Source organism: Limimaricola litoreus, from assembly GCF_024159025.1.
Classification (GTDB): domain Bacteria; phylum Pseudomonadota; class Alphaproteobacteria; order Rhodobacterales; family Rhodobacteraceae; genus Limimaricola; species Limimaricola litoreus.
Genome location: NZ_JAMYXC010000044.1, coordinates 1 through 14370, shown reverse-complemented (window position 1 = coordinate 14370; position 14370 = coordinate 1). Strand labels below are relative to the sequence as shown.

The following is a 14370-nucleotide window of genomic DNA, read 5'->3' as shown; positions in this document are numbered from 1 at the left end:
GGGGGCAGACGCGAGGCTCAGGCCTCGAGCGTCTCCACGGTCAGCTTGCCATTGGTGTAGACGCAGATGTCGGCGGCGATCGCCATGGCGCGGCGCGCCACCTCCTCGGCATCGAGGTCGGTTTCCATCATGGCGCGCCCCGCGGCGAGCGCGAAATTGCCGCCCGAGCCGATGGCGGTGACGTCATGCTCGGGCTCGAGCACGTCGCCCGCCCCGGTGATGACCAGAAGATCCTTGCCATCCGAGACGATCAGCATCGCTTCGAGCTTCTGCAGATACTTGTCGGTGCGCCAGTCCTTGGCCAGCTCGACGCTGGCGCGCGCGAGCTGACCGGGCGTGGCTTCGAGCTTCTTCTCCAGCCGCTCCAGCAGGGTGAAGGCGTCCGCCGTGGAGCCCGCGAAACCGGCGATGACGTCGTAGCCGCCGGGCGACAGCCTGCGCACCTTGCGCGCGGTGCCCTTGATCACGGTCTGGCCGAGGCTCACCTGCCCGTCGCCCGCGATCACCACCTTGCCGCCCTTGCGCACGCCGATGATGGTCGTGCCGTGCCAGCCGGGAAACTCGTCGCTCATCTTGCCTCCTGTCGGGCGCGGGTGGGCCCGCGCGCCATGCGTATTTGTCGAAAGATGAAGGGGAGGGCCCCTTCGCCGTCCGGGCCGATATGGGGGCCGGGGCCGGGAAGGGCAAGTTTGCCCCGGATCAGAGACGTGTTCAGACACGAAAAAGGCGCCCGAAGGCGCCTTGATCGTCATCGCTTGGCCAAGGATCAGACCGATTCGTCGATCCAGCCCTTGAGCGCGGCCTTGGGGGCTGCGCCAGCGCGGTTCGAGACGATTTCGCCATCCTTGAACAGGAACAGCGCCGGAATGCCGCGCACGCCGAGCTGCGCGGGCGAATTCGGGTTCTCGTCGACATTGACCTTCACGATCTTGAGCTTGTCGCCATACTCCTCGGACAGCTCCTCAAGAGCGGGGCCGATCATCTTGCAGGGGCCGCACCACTCGGCCCAGAAATCCACCACGACGGGGACATCGGACTGACGCACTTCGGCGTCGAAATTCGCGTCATTGACTGCAACGGTGGCCATCGGGGCTCTCCTTGGGTCTCGGGTTGGATCAGAGACGTAAGGACGCAGGCCTAGCGCGTCAATGGGCGGCCCGGCGCAAGGCCGCCATGACCAGATCGCGCGGCAGGGGCATCAGCGCCGCGCGCGCCGTCCACAGCACCGCCACCTCGACCCTGCGGCCGGGCCAGAGCTGCTCCAGCATCGCGGCATAGGCCCCCATCTGCCGCAGGATGCCCTCGGGCGTGTCCTCGGGCCGCTCGGGCGCCACGCGGTTGGTCTTGAAGTCGATGGCGATCACGCGATCGGCTTCGATCACCAGCCGGTCGATCGCGCCGTGCAGCCGCAGCCCGCCCAGCTCGGGCAGGGCGGCAGTGATCCCGGCCTCGGCCAGCGTGCCGGGGGCAAAGACCGCCTCCAGACCGGGGGCGGACACGAGGCCCAGCGCATCGGTGAGCAGGCTTTCGGTCTCGTCGAGCCCCTCGGCCTCCTCGGCATTGGCCAGAAGGCGGCGGCCCTGTGCGGCGCGGCTCGCCTCGGGCAAAGCGGGTAGGTGTTCGAGCAGAAGATGCATCAGCGTGCCACGCGCGCGTGCCGTCTCGCCATCGGTCTCGCCCGCATCATCCGGCATCACCTTGGCCCCGCCGAGATCCGAGGGCGAAAGCGTCGCGGCCACGGCCTCCGGCAAGGCGATGGACGGGTAGGCGGGCGGCGCGGGCAGGGCGGCGGCGGGGGTGCGGGGCGGCAGCATCTCGCCGCAGGACCAGTCGAGATGCGCATAGCGCAGCCCCTCGCCGCCGGGCATCGGCGCAGGCGCGGCCCCGATCCGTTCCAGCCCTTCGGCCACGGTGGCGTGCCAGCTGTCGCCCGCCTCGCCCACATCGCCCGGCGCGCAGAGGATCAGCCAGCTTTCGGCCCGCGTCATCGCCACGTAGAGCAGGCGACGACGCTCGCGCTCCTGCGCGTCGATCAGCTCCTCGCGCAGCTCGCGCATCGGCTCGGGCATCTCGGCCGCAGCCCCGGCCCAGAGCTGCGCCTCACCCGCGTCATAGAGCTTGTCGCGCAGGTCCACGCGGCGCTTGGCGGCGTCGGGCAGGATCACGATCGGTGCCTCGAGCCCCTTGGCGCCATGCACCGACATCACGCGCAGACGATCGCCTGCAGATTCCGCTTGCCGCTTGATCTCCAGATCGTCGGTCTCCAGCCATTCGAGAAAGCCGGTGAGGCCCGGCACCTGCGTCTGCTCGTAGGAGAGCGCTTGGGACAACAGCGCGTCGATCCCGTCCTCCGCCTCGGGCCCAAGCCGGGCCAGCAGCTTGCGGCGGCCGTCGTGGCGCAGGAGCAGACGGTTGATGAGATCGTAGGGGCGCAGGTAGTCGGACTGCCGGCGCATGTCGTCGAGCAGCGCCAGAGTCTTGGGAAACCGCTCACGCGCGTCGCGCAGCCGGGGCCACAGATGGCCGGGGCGGCCCTGGGCGAGGCTGTAGAGATCGGCCTCGCTCCAGCCAAGGAGCGGCGAGCGCAGCGCGCAGGCGAGCGACAGGTCGTCCTCGGGCAGGGCGAGAAAGCGCAGGACGGCGGCGATGTCCTTGACCGCGAGCTCCCCGCCGATGCGCAGCCGGTCTGCGCCCGCGACGTTGAGCCCCGCCGCCTTGCAGGCGCGGATGATCTCGGAAAACAGCGCCGATCGCCGCTGCACGAGGATCAGCACATCGCCCTCGCTGACGGGGCGACGGTCATAGACGCCCGAATGGCCGCGCTCGACGGGAATGGTCTCATGGGCCTTCATCCGCACCACCTCTTCGGCGATGCGGCGCGCCAGCACCACGGCGGGGTCGGTCTCTCCGGGGCGGTCCACTGGGTCGGTCCAGTCGGGCTCCTCTGCCTCGGCCTCGGGCTTTTCGACCGGCGGCCAGAGATCGACCCGACCCGGCATCTCCGACTTGAACGCCCGGTGCGGCACCTCGCCGCCCAGCCCCTCGCGGTGCGGGCCGACGAAGGTCGCGTCCACCGCGCGCAGGATCGCCTCGGAGGAACGGAAGGAATGCTCCAGATCGAGCCGGTTCAGACCCTGTCCCGCCGCTTCCAGCCTTTCGCGGAAATGCTCCTGCATCCGGTCAAAACCCTCGGGATCAGCGCCTTGGAAGGAATAGATCGACTGCTTCTTGTCGCCCACGACGAAGATGGTGCGGCGGCGCTCGGGCTGCGCGCCTTCTCCGGCCGCGAACTCCTGCGCCAGCCGCTCGATCACCGCCCATTGCGAAGGCGAGGTGTCCTGCGCCTCATCGACGAGGATATGGTCGATCCCGCCGTCGAGCCGGAACAGCACCCATTGTGCCACCGCCGGGTCGGTCAGAAGTTTGCGTGCCTTGCCGATCAGATCGTCGAAATCGAGCATGCCGCGCAGGAGCTTTTGCCGCTCATAGGCGGGGACGAAGGCCCGGGCAAAGGCATCGAGATTGCGGGTCTTGTCCAGCGCGTTCAGCGCCAGCCGCGTGGCGCGCCCCTCCTCGATCCGCTCCATCAGATCGTCGAGCCGCTCGATCAGCGCCGGGTCGCTCTCGCGCAGCTTCTTGGTCGGAAACTTGCCGATCTTGGCGCCGAAGGGGGCGGCGGCAGAGGCCCCGAACAGAAAAAGGCTTTCGAGCAGATCGAGCAGGGCGGCATCGGGGGCGGCCTTGAGATCGACGGTGTCGAGCTTGGCCGCCGCCTTCTGATCGGTCACCGTGCCCTTGCGCAGCAGCAGGCGCAGCGCCTCCAGCGTGTCGAAATCATCCGGCTCGAGGCAGACATCGTAGAACCGCTCCAGCGTCAGCCCGGCGGGCAGGTCGAAATATCGCGCCAGCGCGGCGTCGTCGGCCGCGGTGAGAAAGGCCTCCCGCCGCGCCGTGATCTCCATCAGCAGCTTGTCGAAATCCCCCTCCGAGGCCTGCAGCGCCAGCGCATCGACGAGACGGCGCTCCGGCCCCGAGGCCATGGCATCGACCACCTCGGCGCGCAAAAGCTGCGCGGTGCGGTCCTCCATCTCGGTGAATTGCGGGCTGACCCCGGCCTCAAGCGGAAAGCGACGCAGGAGTCCCGCGCAGAAGGAATGGATCGTCTGGATGCGCAAGCCCCCGGGCGTTTCGATCGCGCGGGCAAAGAGCGTGCGGGCCGAGCGCAGGGTGATCGCCTGCGGCGTGCCGAGCCGCTCCAGCGCCTCGCGCAGCGCCGCGTCCTCCATCATCGCCCATTCGCCCAGGCGGCGGAACAGCCGGTTCTGCATCTCCGAGGCCGCGGCCTTGGTGTAGGTCAGACACAGGATGTTCTGCGGATCGGTCCCGTCGAGCAGCAGCCGCGCCACTCGGTCGGTGAGCACGCGGGTCTTGCCCGAGCCCGCATTGGCCGAAAGCCAGGTGGAGTTGGCCGGGTCGGCGGCGCGGACCTGCCGCTCTGTCGCGTCGTCGCGGATCATCCGACATCCTCCCCTCGGGCTTCTTGCGAAAAGTCCCATTCGCCAAAGCGCGACAGGTGGTCGTAATCGCTGCGGTCCTTGTCGCTCATCATCGCCATGCGCGCCGAATAGCCGCGCTCCGGCTCCTGCCAGCGCGCGATCAACTCGCGCAGCTGTGCCCAGACCTGCGCGGGGGGGATTTCGTCCAGCGGCGCGTCGACGGTGGTGCCCTTGCCCGCGAGCCCGATATAGGACGCGCCCGCCACCCGGCCCGCGCCCGCCTTGTCGAAGCCGCCGCGCTCGGCCATCGCCGCTTCGAGCAGGAGCTGCTTCTCGAAAGTCTTCTGCTGGCTCTTGGTCGGCGGCGCGCCGGTCTTGTAGTCGTAGATGTGCAAGCCTTCCGGGCCTTCGTCGATCCGGTCGGCCTGCGCGGTCAGGGTGAAGTTCAGATCCTCCATCCTCGCCGAACCGTCGATCTCGAAATGGCGCGGCGTAGCGAGCTTTTGCCGCGCGGCTTCGGTGGTCAGGAACCAGTCACTGATCCGGACAATCCGCGCAATCCAGAGCCTGCGCACGGTGGGCCATGGGCATTGCGCCTCCAGCACCTCTTCGGTCACCGCCATCAGCCGCGCCTTGGCACGCGGATCGGCAGGCGCAATGCCCTCCTTCAGGAATTTCTCGAACACCTCGTGCAGCACCGTGCCACGCAGCGCGGCATCGGGGCTCGACGTCAGCGGATCGAGGCTGCGCAAGCGCAGGACATTGCGCGCATAGATGGCATAGGGGTCGCGGATCAACGTTCGGATCGCGGTGACCGAGAGCTTGTCGGGGCGCGCGGAGAGGGGCGGGCGCGGGCTTGGGCGCGGCGCTGGCGGCACGCGGGCCTGCGCCACCGAGAGCGCCGTGGCCCGCGCTAACCAATCGGCGCCGCGCGCGCGCATCTCGGCCAGGGCCGCGCGCCCGCCCTGTTCGGGCAGGCCTTCGAGCAGGTTGGTCAGCCGGTTGATCCAGCGCGAGGGCACGGTCTCAGAGTCCGACGAGCGGGTCGAGCGGGTGATCCAGACCTCGCGCACGGCCACCGCCTGCTGGTAGTCATGCGCCGAAAGGCCGATGCGCCGCTCGGGCAGCAACAGACCCGCCTGCGCGCGCATCTTGCGGTTGAGCCACGGGTCGGCGGGCGGGGCCTCGGGCCATGAGCCCTCGTTCATGCTGGCGAGGATGGTCAGATCCGCGCCCTGCACCCGCGCCTCCAACGTGCCGCGGATGAGCACTTGGGGGTGACCGGTGTCGGGGTTGCGGACTTCTTCATTTCTAAAGACACCGATAAAGAGCGCGCGATAGTCGCGAATGCCCATTTCACCAGATGCTTCAGCGTGTTCAGCTAGCGTTTCACAAGTTTTACGCGCTTTTCGGCCTGCATCCTTATCCCATAGCTGGCCACTACCTTCTGCTTCGGGTCCAGCTGCTAGGTATTCAGCTAATTCGATGTGGCATTTCAAGTGCTCAGACAAAGGTCGTATGGCGTCATTCGGGATCATGTCCAGCGCATGGCAAAGCCAGTCTGCCCAATTTATCCGTCCCGGCTTTGAGCCTGCTGTCTCGATTGCCCATTCTCGAAGTTGGGCAGCCTTAGGGAAAGCAATACCCTTTTTGCGTAATTCAAGTTCTAACTCGTTGGCACGTCTAACGTGCGGACCCCGGTCATGCCCCGAATGGCACAAGGGGTGCTTGAGCAGCGACAGGATCGCCGAGGGGCCGGGCCGCTCGCCCATGGCTTCGGCCACGAGGCGCAGAAACCGCCCCGGCGGGGTGAGCGGCAGCGGCACGCCGGCGCTGTCGTCGGCCACGAGATCCCAGCGGTCGAGCGCCGCCGAGACCTGCCGCGTCAGCATCCGGTCGGGCGTGACGAGCGCCACGGTCTTGCCCTCGTCCACGGCCGCGCGCATCCGCAGCGCGATGGTCTCGGCCTCCATCCGGGGCGAGGGGGCCTCAAGCAGCGTCAGCCCCTCGGTCGCGGGGCCGAGATCGCCAAGCCCCGGCCCCTCGTCGCGCCACTGGTCGGTGACCGGCGCGGGGCGCAGCGACAGCGAGACCAGCCGGTTGCGCGCGGGCGACGGCGCGGGCGTGCCGTGCCACAGCCGCAGCTCGGCGGCCTCCATCTCGAGCATCCGCAGGATGCGGCGAAAGCGGAACTGCGGGTGGTCCTCGGCGGCGAGCGCCTCGTCGAGCCGCTCCCAGACGTCCTGCGGCTGGTCCATGTCGACGCCGGGCAACACCACGGCGCCCTTGTCCTGCCGCGCCACCGCGTCGAGGAACAGCGCCGTCGCCCCGCGCGAGCCGGTGGAGCCCGCGACGATCACAGGGTCTTCGGGCGGTGTCTCGGCCCATGTCGCGATCAGCCGCTCCACCGCCATGCGCTGGCGCGCCTCTCGGTCGGGGGCGGCGTCGGGGCCGAACCAGATGTTGACGATGTTGAGAAACTGCAAGGACCGCGCCCAGTGGCCCGACAGGTCGGTCACGTCGAGACCCGCGATATCGTCGGGGCTCACGCCCTCGCCCTGCATCTCATCCATCAGCCCGGCAAGGCTGTCGGACAGGTCGTAAAGCGCCGCGCGGGGTGCCAGGTCGGGCTGCGCCTCGATCAGCCGCGCGACGAGCTGCGTCAGCTCCAGCCTGCGCCGCAGCGGCGCGACCGGGAGCGGCAGCTCTGGCCCCATGGGGTCGAGCGCGAGGTCGGTGATGAGCCGCAGCCGCGGCAGCAGCGTCGCCGGGCCCTGATCGAAGATGTCGCGCACCCGGCGGCGCATCCGGTTGGTGCCGAGATAGACGGTGACGCGGGCCATCGCCTCGGGGCCCTGGTCGCCGAAGCGCGCGCGCAGCCCCGCCACCAGCCCTTCGGCGAAATCGACGCCGCAGGGCAGGGCATAGAGATGGGCGGGACCGGCGTCGGGAAAGGTTTCAGAGGACATGATCGCCCTGCAGCATCGATTCGGCGATCGGGATGCAATCTGGGCGGCCGACGTCGCACCAGCGCCCGTCATGCACCACGCCGTAGAGCCTGTCCCGCGCCGCGATCTCGTTCCACAGCAGGTTCAGCGAAAACGCCTCCTCGGGGATCGCGTCGAGCCCGTCGGGCAGGATGATCTGCGCGCCGGAATAGACATGACCCGGCCCGCGCGTGAGCTGCCCGTCGGGAGCCACGATGAAATCACCCTGCCCGGTGTGGCCCATCGCGTTCTCGCGCGGCAGCAGCAGGAGAAGCGCCTCCATGCGCGCCGGGTCCCAGGCGTGCCGCAGCGCCAGGAGCGGGTTGGGGCCGGACCAGATGGCGTCGGAATTGAGCGTGTAGACCGGGCCGGGGCCGAGCAGGGGCCGCGCCTTTCTCAGCCCGCCGCCGGTTTCCAAGAGCTTGTCCGTTTCGTCCGACAGGATCACGTCGCGGCCCGCGAGATGATCGCGCAGCACCTCGCCCTTGTGGTGCAGGTTGACGACCCGCCGCAGCGGCATCAGCGGCGCGGTGAGGTCGAGCGCGTGGTCGATCAGGGGCCGTCCGCCCACCTCGACCATCGGCTTGGGGCGCTGGGCGGTGAGCGGCCCCATGCGGCGGCCAAGGCCGGCGGCAAAGATCATGACGGCGCTGGGCGTCCCGTTCGGGGTCATGCGGCGGTCTCCTCGGGGGCGGGAATGGCGGCGGCGTGGACGGCGAGATCCGACAGGGCGGGGTGGCGCAGATCGGCCTGGATCTGGCCCCAGACGCGGGGCATCAGCGCAAGATAACGGGTCTTGCCGTCGCGCCGGGCGAGCCGGGCAAAGATGCCCAGGATGCGCAGGTTGCGTTGCAGCCCCAGCACCGCGCAGGCGGCGGCGACGGCGTGCGCCTCGCGCCCCGTGGCGGCGGCAAAGCGCGCGATCATCTCCTCGCGCAGGCTTTCGGAGACATCACGGCGGGCGTCGCGCAGGAGCGAGACGAGATCGTATTCGGGCGGCGCGCGCAGCGCGTCCTGAAAATCGAGCAGGCCGATCCGGTCGGTGCTCGCGCGCTCGGGCCGCCAGATCAGGTTCTCGGCGTGGTAGTCGCGCAGCGCCAGCACCGAAGCCTCGGGCGCGTGTCGCTCCAGCGCGTCGCGCAGGCCCGATTGCAGCGCCGCGAGATCGAGACCGGGCGCGTACCATTCGCCCAAGGGGTCGATCATCTCGGTGCCAACCGCTGGCGTCAGCGCCTTGAGGCCCGATGGCGGCGGTGCGGCCTGCAGCCGGGCCAGCACGTCGATCGCGGTCTCGTAGGGGGCTGTGTCGCGCGGATGTCTCTCGGCCCATTGCGCGACCTGCACGGGCCCGAGATCCTCGATCACCGCAAGCCCAGAGTCGCGGTCGAGCGCGTGGATCGCCGGGGCGCAGAGGCCAAGACCGCAAAGGTGACGCGCCACGGCGACAAAGGCATCGAGCGCGGGCAATGTGTCGCGCGGGCAGATCATCAGGATCAGGCTTTCGCCCGAGGGGCCGCTCAGACGCTCGTAGCGCCGGGACGAGGCATCGCCCGCCAGTGGCGTCCGGGCATGGCCCGACAAGCCGTGCCGGGCAAGGAAATCCACGATCTCAGCCAAGTACCGGCTCCAGCCGCGCGCGCCAATCCGCGTTGCCAGTCATGGTGAGCATATGCCCGTCGGGGCGGGCTTCGAAGGCGAGCGAAAGCGCCTCGGGCGGGGCCATGTCGCCCATCCGGTCGGGCCATTCGATCAGGCAGATCGCCCGGCCCAGCGCCTCATCGAGCCCCAGCTCGACAAGCTCAAAGGGATCGCTCAGACGGTAGAGGTCGCAATGCCAGATCTCCGCGCCGGGGGCCTCGTAGCTCTGCACCAGCGTGAAGGTGGGCGAGGGGACCTCCTCGTCGGGGTTGCCGGTGCGGGCGCGGATCAGCGCGCGGGCGAAAAAGCTCTTGCCCGCCCCGATCTGCCCCGACAGCAGCAGCGTGTCCCCGGCGCGCAGATGCGGCGCTAGGGCGCGCGCCAGCGCGAGGCTGTGCGATTCGTCGCGAAGCGCTATGGGACCGGCGATCAGGCTCATGGCTGCAAACTAGGCGCTGGGCGGCCTGCTGCAAGCCGAAACGCCCCGTCAGCCGCGCTGCAGGCGGATCATCCCTTCGCTCTCGCGCCCGGCTTCCTCGGCCGTGGTGCTGCGCAGGGCGATGCGGGGCCGGTCGGGCGTTTCGGGCGAAAAGCTGGTCAGCGTCGCGCCGCCGGGCAGCGGGGTGAAACGGCAGGTCAGACCGCGCCCGTCGATCAGCCGCAGCTGGTCGCTCCATTCGGCCCGCTCCCCGAAGGCGGCCACGAAATCGCGCAGCTCACCCAGCACCGGGGAGGGGGCCAGCATCCCCTGCCAGCGCCGGATCTCGTCGACCAGCCCCGTCTCGGAAAGCTCGGAGCCGGTCTCGCCCCAGAGCGCGTCATAGGCGCTGTTGTGCAACAACCGCGTGCCGCCCGCCGAAAACACCGCGATCGCCTCGGGCAGAGTGTCGAGCACGGCGCGGCCGGTGTCGATCTGGGCCCGGAAATGCCGGGTGAGCGAGATTTCGGCGGTGATGTCCTCGAACAGGAAGGCCACCGCCCCGTCGGGATGCGGCCGCCCGGTGACGCGATAGGTCTGCCCGCTGGGCAGCGACCAGGTCTCGCAATAGGTGCCGCGCGCGGCCTCCGCCTCCAGCGCCGCGACCTGCTCGCGCCAGCTGGCGTAATCCTTGGGTTCGGGCAGCATGTTGCCGTCGCGCAGCCGATCGAGCACGGTCTGCACCTGCGGGCGCGAGCTCAGAAAGGCGATGGGCAGGCCGGTCAGATCGTGGAAGGCCGGGTTGAACATGACGAGCTTGCGGTCGCGATCGAAGATGGCGAGGCCGATGGCGAGCTGCGCGAAGGTCTTGGTCAGGGTCTGCACGAATTTGCGCCGGGCCTGTTCGGCCTCGACGATCTCGGTGATATCGAGCGCGAAATGAACCCGCTCGGCGCCGCGTCGCAAGCGGGTGATCTCGTACCAGCGGCGGCGGGTTTCGCCGGGCAGGACGAGGTTGACCCGGCAGCTTTCCGCATCCGGACCGGACGGGGTGAAATCCGGGTCCGGGAACAGATCCTCGGGCGACCAGTCGGCTGAACCCCGGAGCGGGCCACCCGAGTCGTCGGACAGGCCACCGGGGGGATCGGTCACGCGTTCGACGAGCGCCATGTAGGCCCTGTTGGCCCAGCTCAGCCGGCCGCTTTCGTCGAGCTTCCAGATCAGCTGCGGCGCCTCTTCGCCGATGCAGCGCAGGGTCTCGAGCTCGTCCTGCAGCGCGGCGAAGGCGATGGCGTCGATGACGGCGGCGGCCTCCTGGTTGGAATCGAGCGTCAGGCGCAGCAGCCCGTTCCAATGCTCGACCTCGATCCGCCCAAGCCCGCCGCGCGCGTCGCTGCGAAAATTGCCATCGCCCTCGACCGCGTCGAGCCGCGCGCTCAGCCCCGGAAACCGGTGTTCGAGCAGGGCGCAGAGCCGGGCCCGCTCCGTGCCGATGCCATCGAGCCGGTCGAGCAACCGCCGGGCCGGGGGGCTGGCGTCGATCAGGCAATCGCCGTCGAAGAGAAAGACGCTCTGCCCGGCCTCGCCCGTCCCCCTGTCGCGCCGGTTCGGATCGCGCCACCAGGTCACGAAGGACACGATCGCGGCCGCCGAAAGGGTCGACACGAAGATCACGATCAGCAAGGAGGCGGGAGGTGTAAGAAACATGAAGGCACGCAACTGTGGCGGGTGCGTTCCAGACTGGTCAGGAAGTCTTAACCATAGGTTAACCAAGCCACGGGTTAACCAGGGGCGCCTCGCCTCAGGGCAGGAACTGCGGATTGGCGGGCTGGACGGTGGTGGAGGCCTCGAGCGTCTGGCGCGGCCAGGCCACCATGACGATGGCCCCACCGGCGGCGGCGCCGCTGGCGCGCAGCCGCTCGCCGCCATTGGCGAAGCTCAGCCGCGCGCCCGAGCGCTCCAGCAGCGTCTTGGCGATGAACAGCCCCAGCCCCATGCCTTCGTAGCCGGGCCTGCGGCGCGAGCGCATGAAGGGATCGCCGATCCGGTCGATCAGCCCGGGCGGAAAGCCCGGCCCGTCGTCCTCGATCGTTACCATCACGCTGTCATCGGTCCAGGACAGGTCGATCTCGACCCGAGCTTGCGCGAAATCGACCGCGTTCTGGATCAGGTTGCGCAGCCCGTGCACGATCTCGGGGCGGCGGTGGATCGAGGGCTGCGTCTCCAGCGCCCCCTCCGTCTCGGCGCCCACCGCGAAGACGACCTCGCGCCCGCGCGCCAGATGCGGCTCGGCCGCCTCGCGCACCACCGCCTCGATCGGGGCCTGGCGCAGATGGGTGTCCTCCTTGCCCGCCCGCCCCATGGAGCGCAGGATGTCGCGGCAGCGCATCGCCTGGGCCCGGATCAGCGCCGCATCCTCGGCCAGTTCGGGGCTGTCCGAGAGATCGTCGACCAGCTCCGAGGCGGTCAGGGTGATGGTCGCCAGCGGCGTGCCCATCTCATGCGCGGCGGCGGCGACGACACCGCCCAGATCGGTCAGCTTCTGCTCGCGTGCCAGCGCCAGCTGCGTCGCGGCCAGCGCGTCGCCCATCGCCTGCATCTCGAGCGTCACCCGCCGCACGTAGAGCGCGATGAAGGTGATGCCGATCGCCAGCGCCAGCCAGAAGCCAAGGCGCAAGAGCTCGGGCAGGGTCAGCGCCACCATCTGCGGCGACAGCACCGGCCGGCTCCACAGCCACAGCACCGTCACCGAAACCAGCGCCAGCCCGCTGACCAGCAGCACGCCGGGTAGGCGCAGCATGGTGGCCGAGATCGTCACCGGGGCCAGCATCAGCAGCGCAAAGGGGTTGTCGAGCCCGCCGGTGAGCCACAAGAGCACCGAGAGCTGGGCGATGTCGAACACCAGCATCGCGGTCGATTCGCCCTCGCTCAGCCGCCGCGTCGCGGGCAGCAGGAAACCGGCCAGCAGGTTGAGGATGCCCGCCGCGCCGATGGTGATCGCCACCGGCCCGATGGGAAACACCAGCCCGTAGACCAGCGCCGCCACCAGCGCCGCCGCGGTCTGCCCGGCCAGGGCGATCCAGCGCAGCAGGATCTGGGTCTTGAGCCGGACCCGGTTGCGGCGGCCCAGGTCGCGCAGCATCGCCAGCTCTGTATCGGGAAGGGGCAAGGCGCGGCTCCGGCTTGTGCGTCAATGGTGACCATTGATAGGCGGGCCCCGGGCCGCCATCAATGCGGCGCCCCGTCTCACAGGAGTTCGCATGCAGCGCCCAGTCGCCATCGCCGCCGCCGCCACCGTCGCCGCCATCGTCGGCGGCGCCCTGATCGCCACCACGATCCTCGCCCCGTCGGACCGTCTCGCCGCCTGCCGCACCGGCAATGTCGCCGGCGGCTTCGACCAGCTCGGCGGGCCTTTCACCCTGCTCGACGGCGCAGGGCGCGAGGTCACCGATGCCGATGTCATCACCGAGCCGAGCCTCGTCTACTTCGGCTACACCTCCTGCCCCGATGTCTGCCCGGTCGACAATGCCCGCAACGCGGCGGCCGTCGACATCCTCGCCGAGGATCACGGCATCACGGCGCAGCCGGTGTTCATCACCGTCGATCCCGCGCGCGACACGCCCGAGGTGATGGGGGATTACGCCGCCAACATGCACCCCCGGATGGTCGGTCTGTCGGGCAGCGACGCGCAGATCGAGGCGGCGGCCAAGGCCTATTCGACCTATTACGCTCGCGCCGACGACGACCCCGACTACTACCTGATGAACCACCAGACGATGACCTACCTCGTGCTGCCCGGGGAGGGCACGGTCGAGTTCTTCAAGCGCGATGACGGCCCCGACGAGGTCGCGCGCCGCATCGCCTGCCTCGTCGAGGCGGTGGATTGACCCCGCGGCGGGCGACGCTAGGTTTCCCGCACGCCCAAGAGGAGAGCCCGACATGAACGCAGAGGCGATCGACCTCGGCCCCGATCCGAGCCTGCTGCTCGTCGACGACGACGAGGCCTTCCTCAAGCGCCTCGGCAAGGCGATGGAAAAGCGCGGCTTCGCGGTCACCCTCGCCGGCACGGTCGAGGAGGGGCGGCGCGTCGCCACGCAGACCCCGCCCGCCTATGCCGTGGTCGACCTCAGGCTCGAGGACGGCAACGGGCTCGACGTGGTCGAGGCGCTGCGCGAAAGCCGCCCCGAGGCGCGGATCGTGGTGCTGACCGGCTATGGCGCGATCGCCACCGCCGTCGCGGCGGTCAAGATCGGCGCGACCGACTACCTGTCGAAGCCCGCCGATGCGACCGAGGTCACCAATGCGCTCCTGGCGCGCGGCGACGCGCTGCCGCCGCCGCCCGAGAACCCGATGAGCGCCGACCGCGTGCGCTGGGAGCATATCCAGCGGGTCTATGAGCTGTGCGACCGCAACGTGAGCGAGACGGCGCGGCGTCTGGGCATGCACCGTCGCACGCTGCAACGCATTCTCGCCAAGCGCAGCCCGCGCTAGAAGCGTGTGATTGAAACGAAAAAGGCGCGCCCCGAGGGACGCGCCTTTTTTTCGTCCGCTTGTGCGGTGGTGCCGCTGAAGGGACTCGAACCCCCGACCCCATCATTACGAATGACGTGCTCTACCAGCTGAGCTACAGCGGCGCCCGGGCGCCTCTTAGCACCCGGACGCCGGAGGGAAAAGGGCTATTTTCGCGCCTGCGCCACGGCGTCGGCCTCGGTCCGCTCGGGCGGGATCGTGCCCTCGGGCTCGACGATCTCGGCCTCCCTCACCGCCTCGCTCTGCGGGGCGGGGGCGGCGCTTTCGCCCGCGGGCAGCGGCGAGGCGGTGGCCGCGCCCT

11 protein-coding genes and 1 tRNA gene are annotated in these 14370 nt (G+C 69.6%); 2 read left to right on the top strand and 10 right to left on the bottom strand.

Annotation, left to right across the window (positions count from 1 at the left end):
• Window positions 1-17: 17 nt before the first annotated feature.
• From hslV to regB, 9 genes are all read right to left on the bottom strand, one after another.
• Window positions 18-572, bottom strand: coding sequence for an ATP-dependent protease subunit HslV (gene hslV, locus NHG85_RS03480; RefSeq protein WP_253329853.1), 555 nt, complete (start codon window positions 570-572; stop codon window positions 18-20).
• A gap of 194 nt (window positions 573-766) precedes the next feature.
• Window positions 767-1087, bottom strand: coding sequence for a thioredoxin (gene trxA / locus NHG85_RS03475; RefSeq protein ID WP_253329851.1), 321 nt, complete (start codon window positions 1085-1087; stop codon window positions 767-769).
• Between the two features lie 58 nt (window positions 1088-1145).
• A complete protein-coding gene (addA, locus tag NHG85_RS03470) occupies window positions 1146-4517 on the bottom strand; it encodes a double-strand break repair helicase AddA (RefSeq protein WP_253329849.1) in 3372 nt (1123 codons plus the stop codon).
• Window positions 4514-7465, bottom strand: a complete 2952-nt coding sequence (gene addB / locus NHG85_RS03465; RefSeq protein ID WP_253329847.1) for a double-strand break repair protein AddB — start codon at window positions 7463-7465, stop codon at window positions 4514-4516. Before addB ends, addA begins: the two co-directional genes overlap by 4 nt.
• Window positions 7455-8156 (bottom strand): nucleotidyltransferase family protein, encoded by a 702-nt coding sequence (locus tag NHG85_RS03460; RefSeq protein ID WP_253329846.1) that lies wholly within the window; start codon window positions 8154-8156, stop codon window positions 7455-7457. The genes addB and NHG85_RS03460 overlap by 11 nt, the downstream gene beginning before the upstream one ends.
• Complete coding sequence (locus tag NHG85_RS03455) at window positions 8153-9100, bottom strand: aminoglycoside phosphotransferase family protein (RefSeq protein ID WP_253329844.1); 948 nt, start codon at window positions 9098-9100, stop codon at window positions 8153-8155. Before NHG85_RS03455 ends, NHG85_RS03460 begins: the two co-directional genes overlap by 4 nt.
• On the bottom strand, window positions 9093-9560 hold the full coding sequence (gene tsaE / locus NHG85_RS03450) for a tRNA (adenosine(37)-N6)-threonylcarbamoyltransferase complex ATPase subunit type 1 TsaE (protein ID WP_253329842.1): 468 nt from the start codon (window positions 9558-9560) through the stop codon (window positions 9093-9095). The genes NHG85_RS03455 and tsaE overlap by 8 nt, the downstream gene beginning before the upstream one ends.
• A 48-nt stretch (window positions 9561-9608) precedes the next feature.
• Window positions 9609-11246, bottom strand: coding sequence for a PAS-domain containing protein (locus NHG85_RS03445; protein ID WP_253329840.1), 1638 nt, complete (start codon window positions 11244-11246; stop codon window positions 9609-9611).
• Window positions 11247-11340: 94 nt separating this feature from the next.
• The gene (gene regB, locus NHG85_RS03440; RefSeq protein WP_253329838.1) at window positions 11341-12708 is read right to left on the bottom strand and encodes a sensor histidine kinase RegB; all 1368 of its coding nucleotides are present in this window, start codon (window positions 12706-12708) and stop codon (window positions 11341-11343) included.
• Between the two features lie 91 nt (window positions 12709-12799).
• Between regB and NHG85_RS03435 the strand changes: the two genes are divergently transcribed.
• Together NHG85_RS03435 and NHG85_RS03430 are read left to right on the top strand one after the other, a co-directional pair.
• Complete coding sequence (locus NHG85_RS03435; RefSeq protein WP_253329836.1) at window positions 12800-13426, top strand: SCO family protein; 627 nt, start codon at window positions 12800-12802, stop codon at window positions 13424-13426.
• A 52-nt stretch (window positions 13427-13478) separates the two neighbouring features.
• Window positions 13479-14030, top strand: coding sequence for an ActR/PrrA/RegA family redox response regulator transcription factor (locus tag NHG85_RS03430; protein ID WP_253329834.1), 552 nt, complete (start codon window positions 13479-13481; stop codon window positions 14028-14030).
• Between the two features lie 67 nt (window positions 14031-14097).
• On the opposite strand, the gene NHG85_RS03425 is transcribed toward NHG85_RS03430, so the two are convergent.
• Window positions 14098-14173 (bottom strand) — tRNA-Thr (locus NHG85_RS03425).
• Between the last annotated feature and the right edge of the window lie 197 nt (window positions 14174-14370).

Excerpts from the sequence above, each read along its gene's own strand:
- NHG85_RS03435 (WP_253329836.1), top strand. The coding sequence starts at position 12,800 with ATGCAGCGCCCAGTCGCCATCGCCGCCGCCGCCACCGTCGCCGCCATC.
- NHG85_RS03460 (WP_253329846.1), bottom strand. The coding sequence starts at position 8,156 with ATGACCCCGAACGGGACGCCCAGCGCCGTCATGATCTTTGCCGCCGGC.
- NHG85_RS03430 (WP_253329834.1), top strand. The coding sequence starts at position 13,479 with ATGAACGCAGAGGCGATCGACCTCGGCCCCGATCCGAGCCTGCTGCTC.
- tsaE (WP_253329842.1), bottom strand. The coding sequence starts at position 9,560 with ATGAGCCTGATCGCCGGTCCCATAGCGCTTCGCGACGAATCGCACAGC.
- hslV (WP_253329853.1), bottom strand. The coding sequence starts at position 572 with ATGAGCGACGAGTTTCCCGGCTGGCACGGCACGACCATCATCGGCGTG.
- addB (WP_253329847.1), bottom strand. The coding sequence starts at position 7,465 with ATGTCCTCTGAAACCTTTCCCGACGCCGGTCCCGCCCATCTCTATGCC.
- addA (WP_253329849.1), bottom strand. The coding sequence starts at position 4,517 with ATGATCCGCGACGACGCGACAGAGCGGCAGGTCCGCGCCGCCGACCCG.
- trxA (WP_253329851.1), bottom strand. The coding sequence starts at position 1,087 with ATGGCCACCGTTGCAGTCAATGACGCGAATTTCGACGCCGAAGTGCGT.
- NHG85_RS03445 (WP_253329840.1), bottom strand. The coding sequence starts at position 11,246 with ATGTTTCTTACACCTCCCGCCTCCTTGCTGATCGTGATCTTCGTGTCG.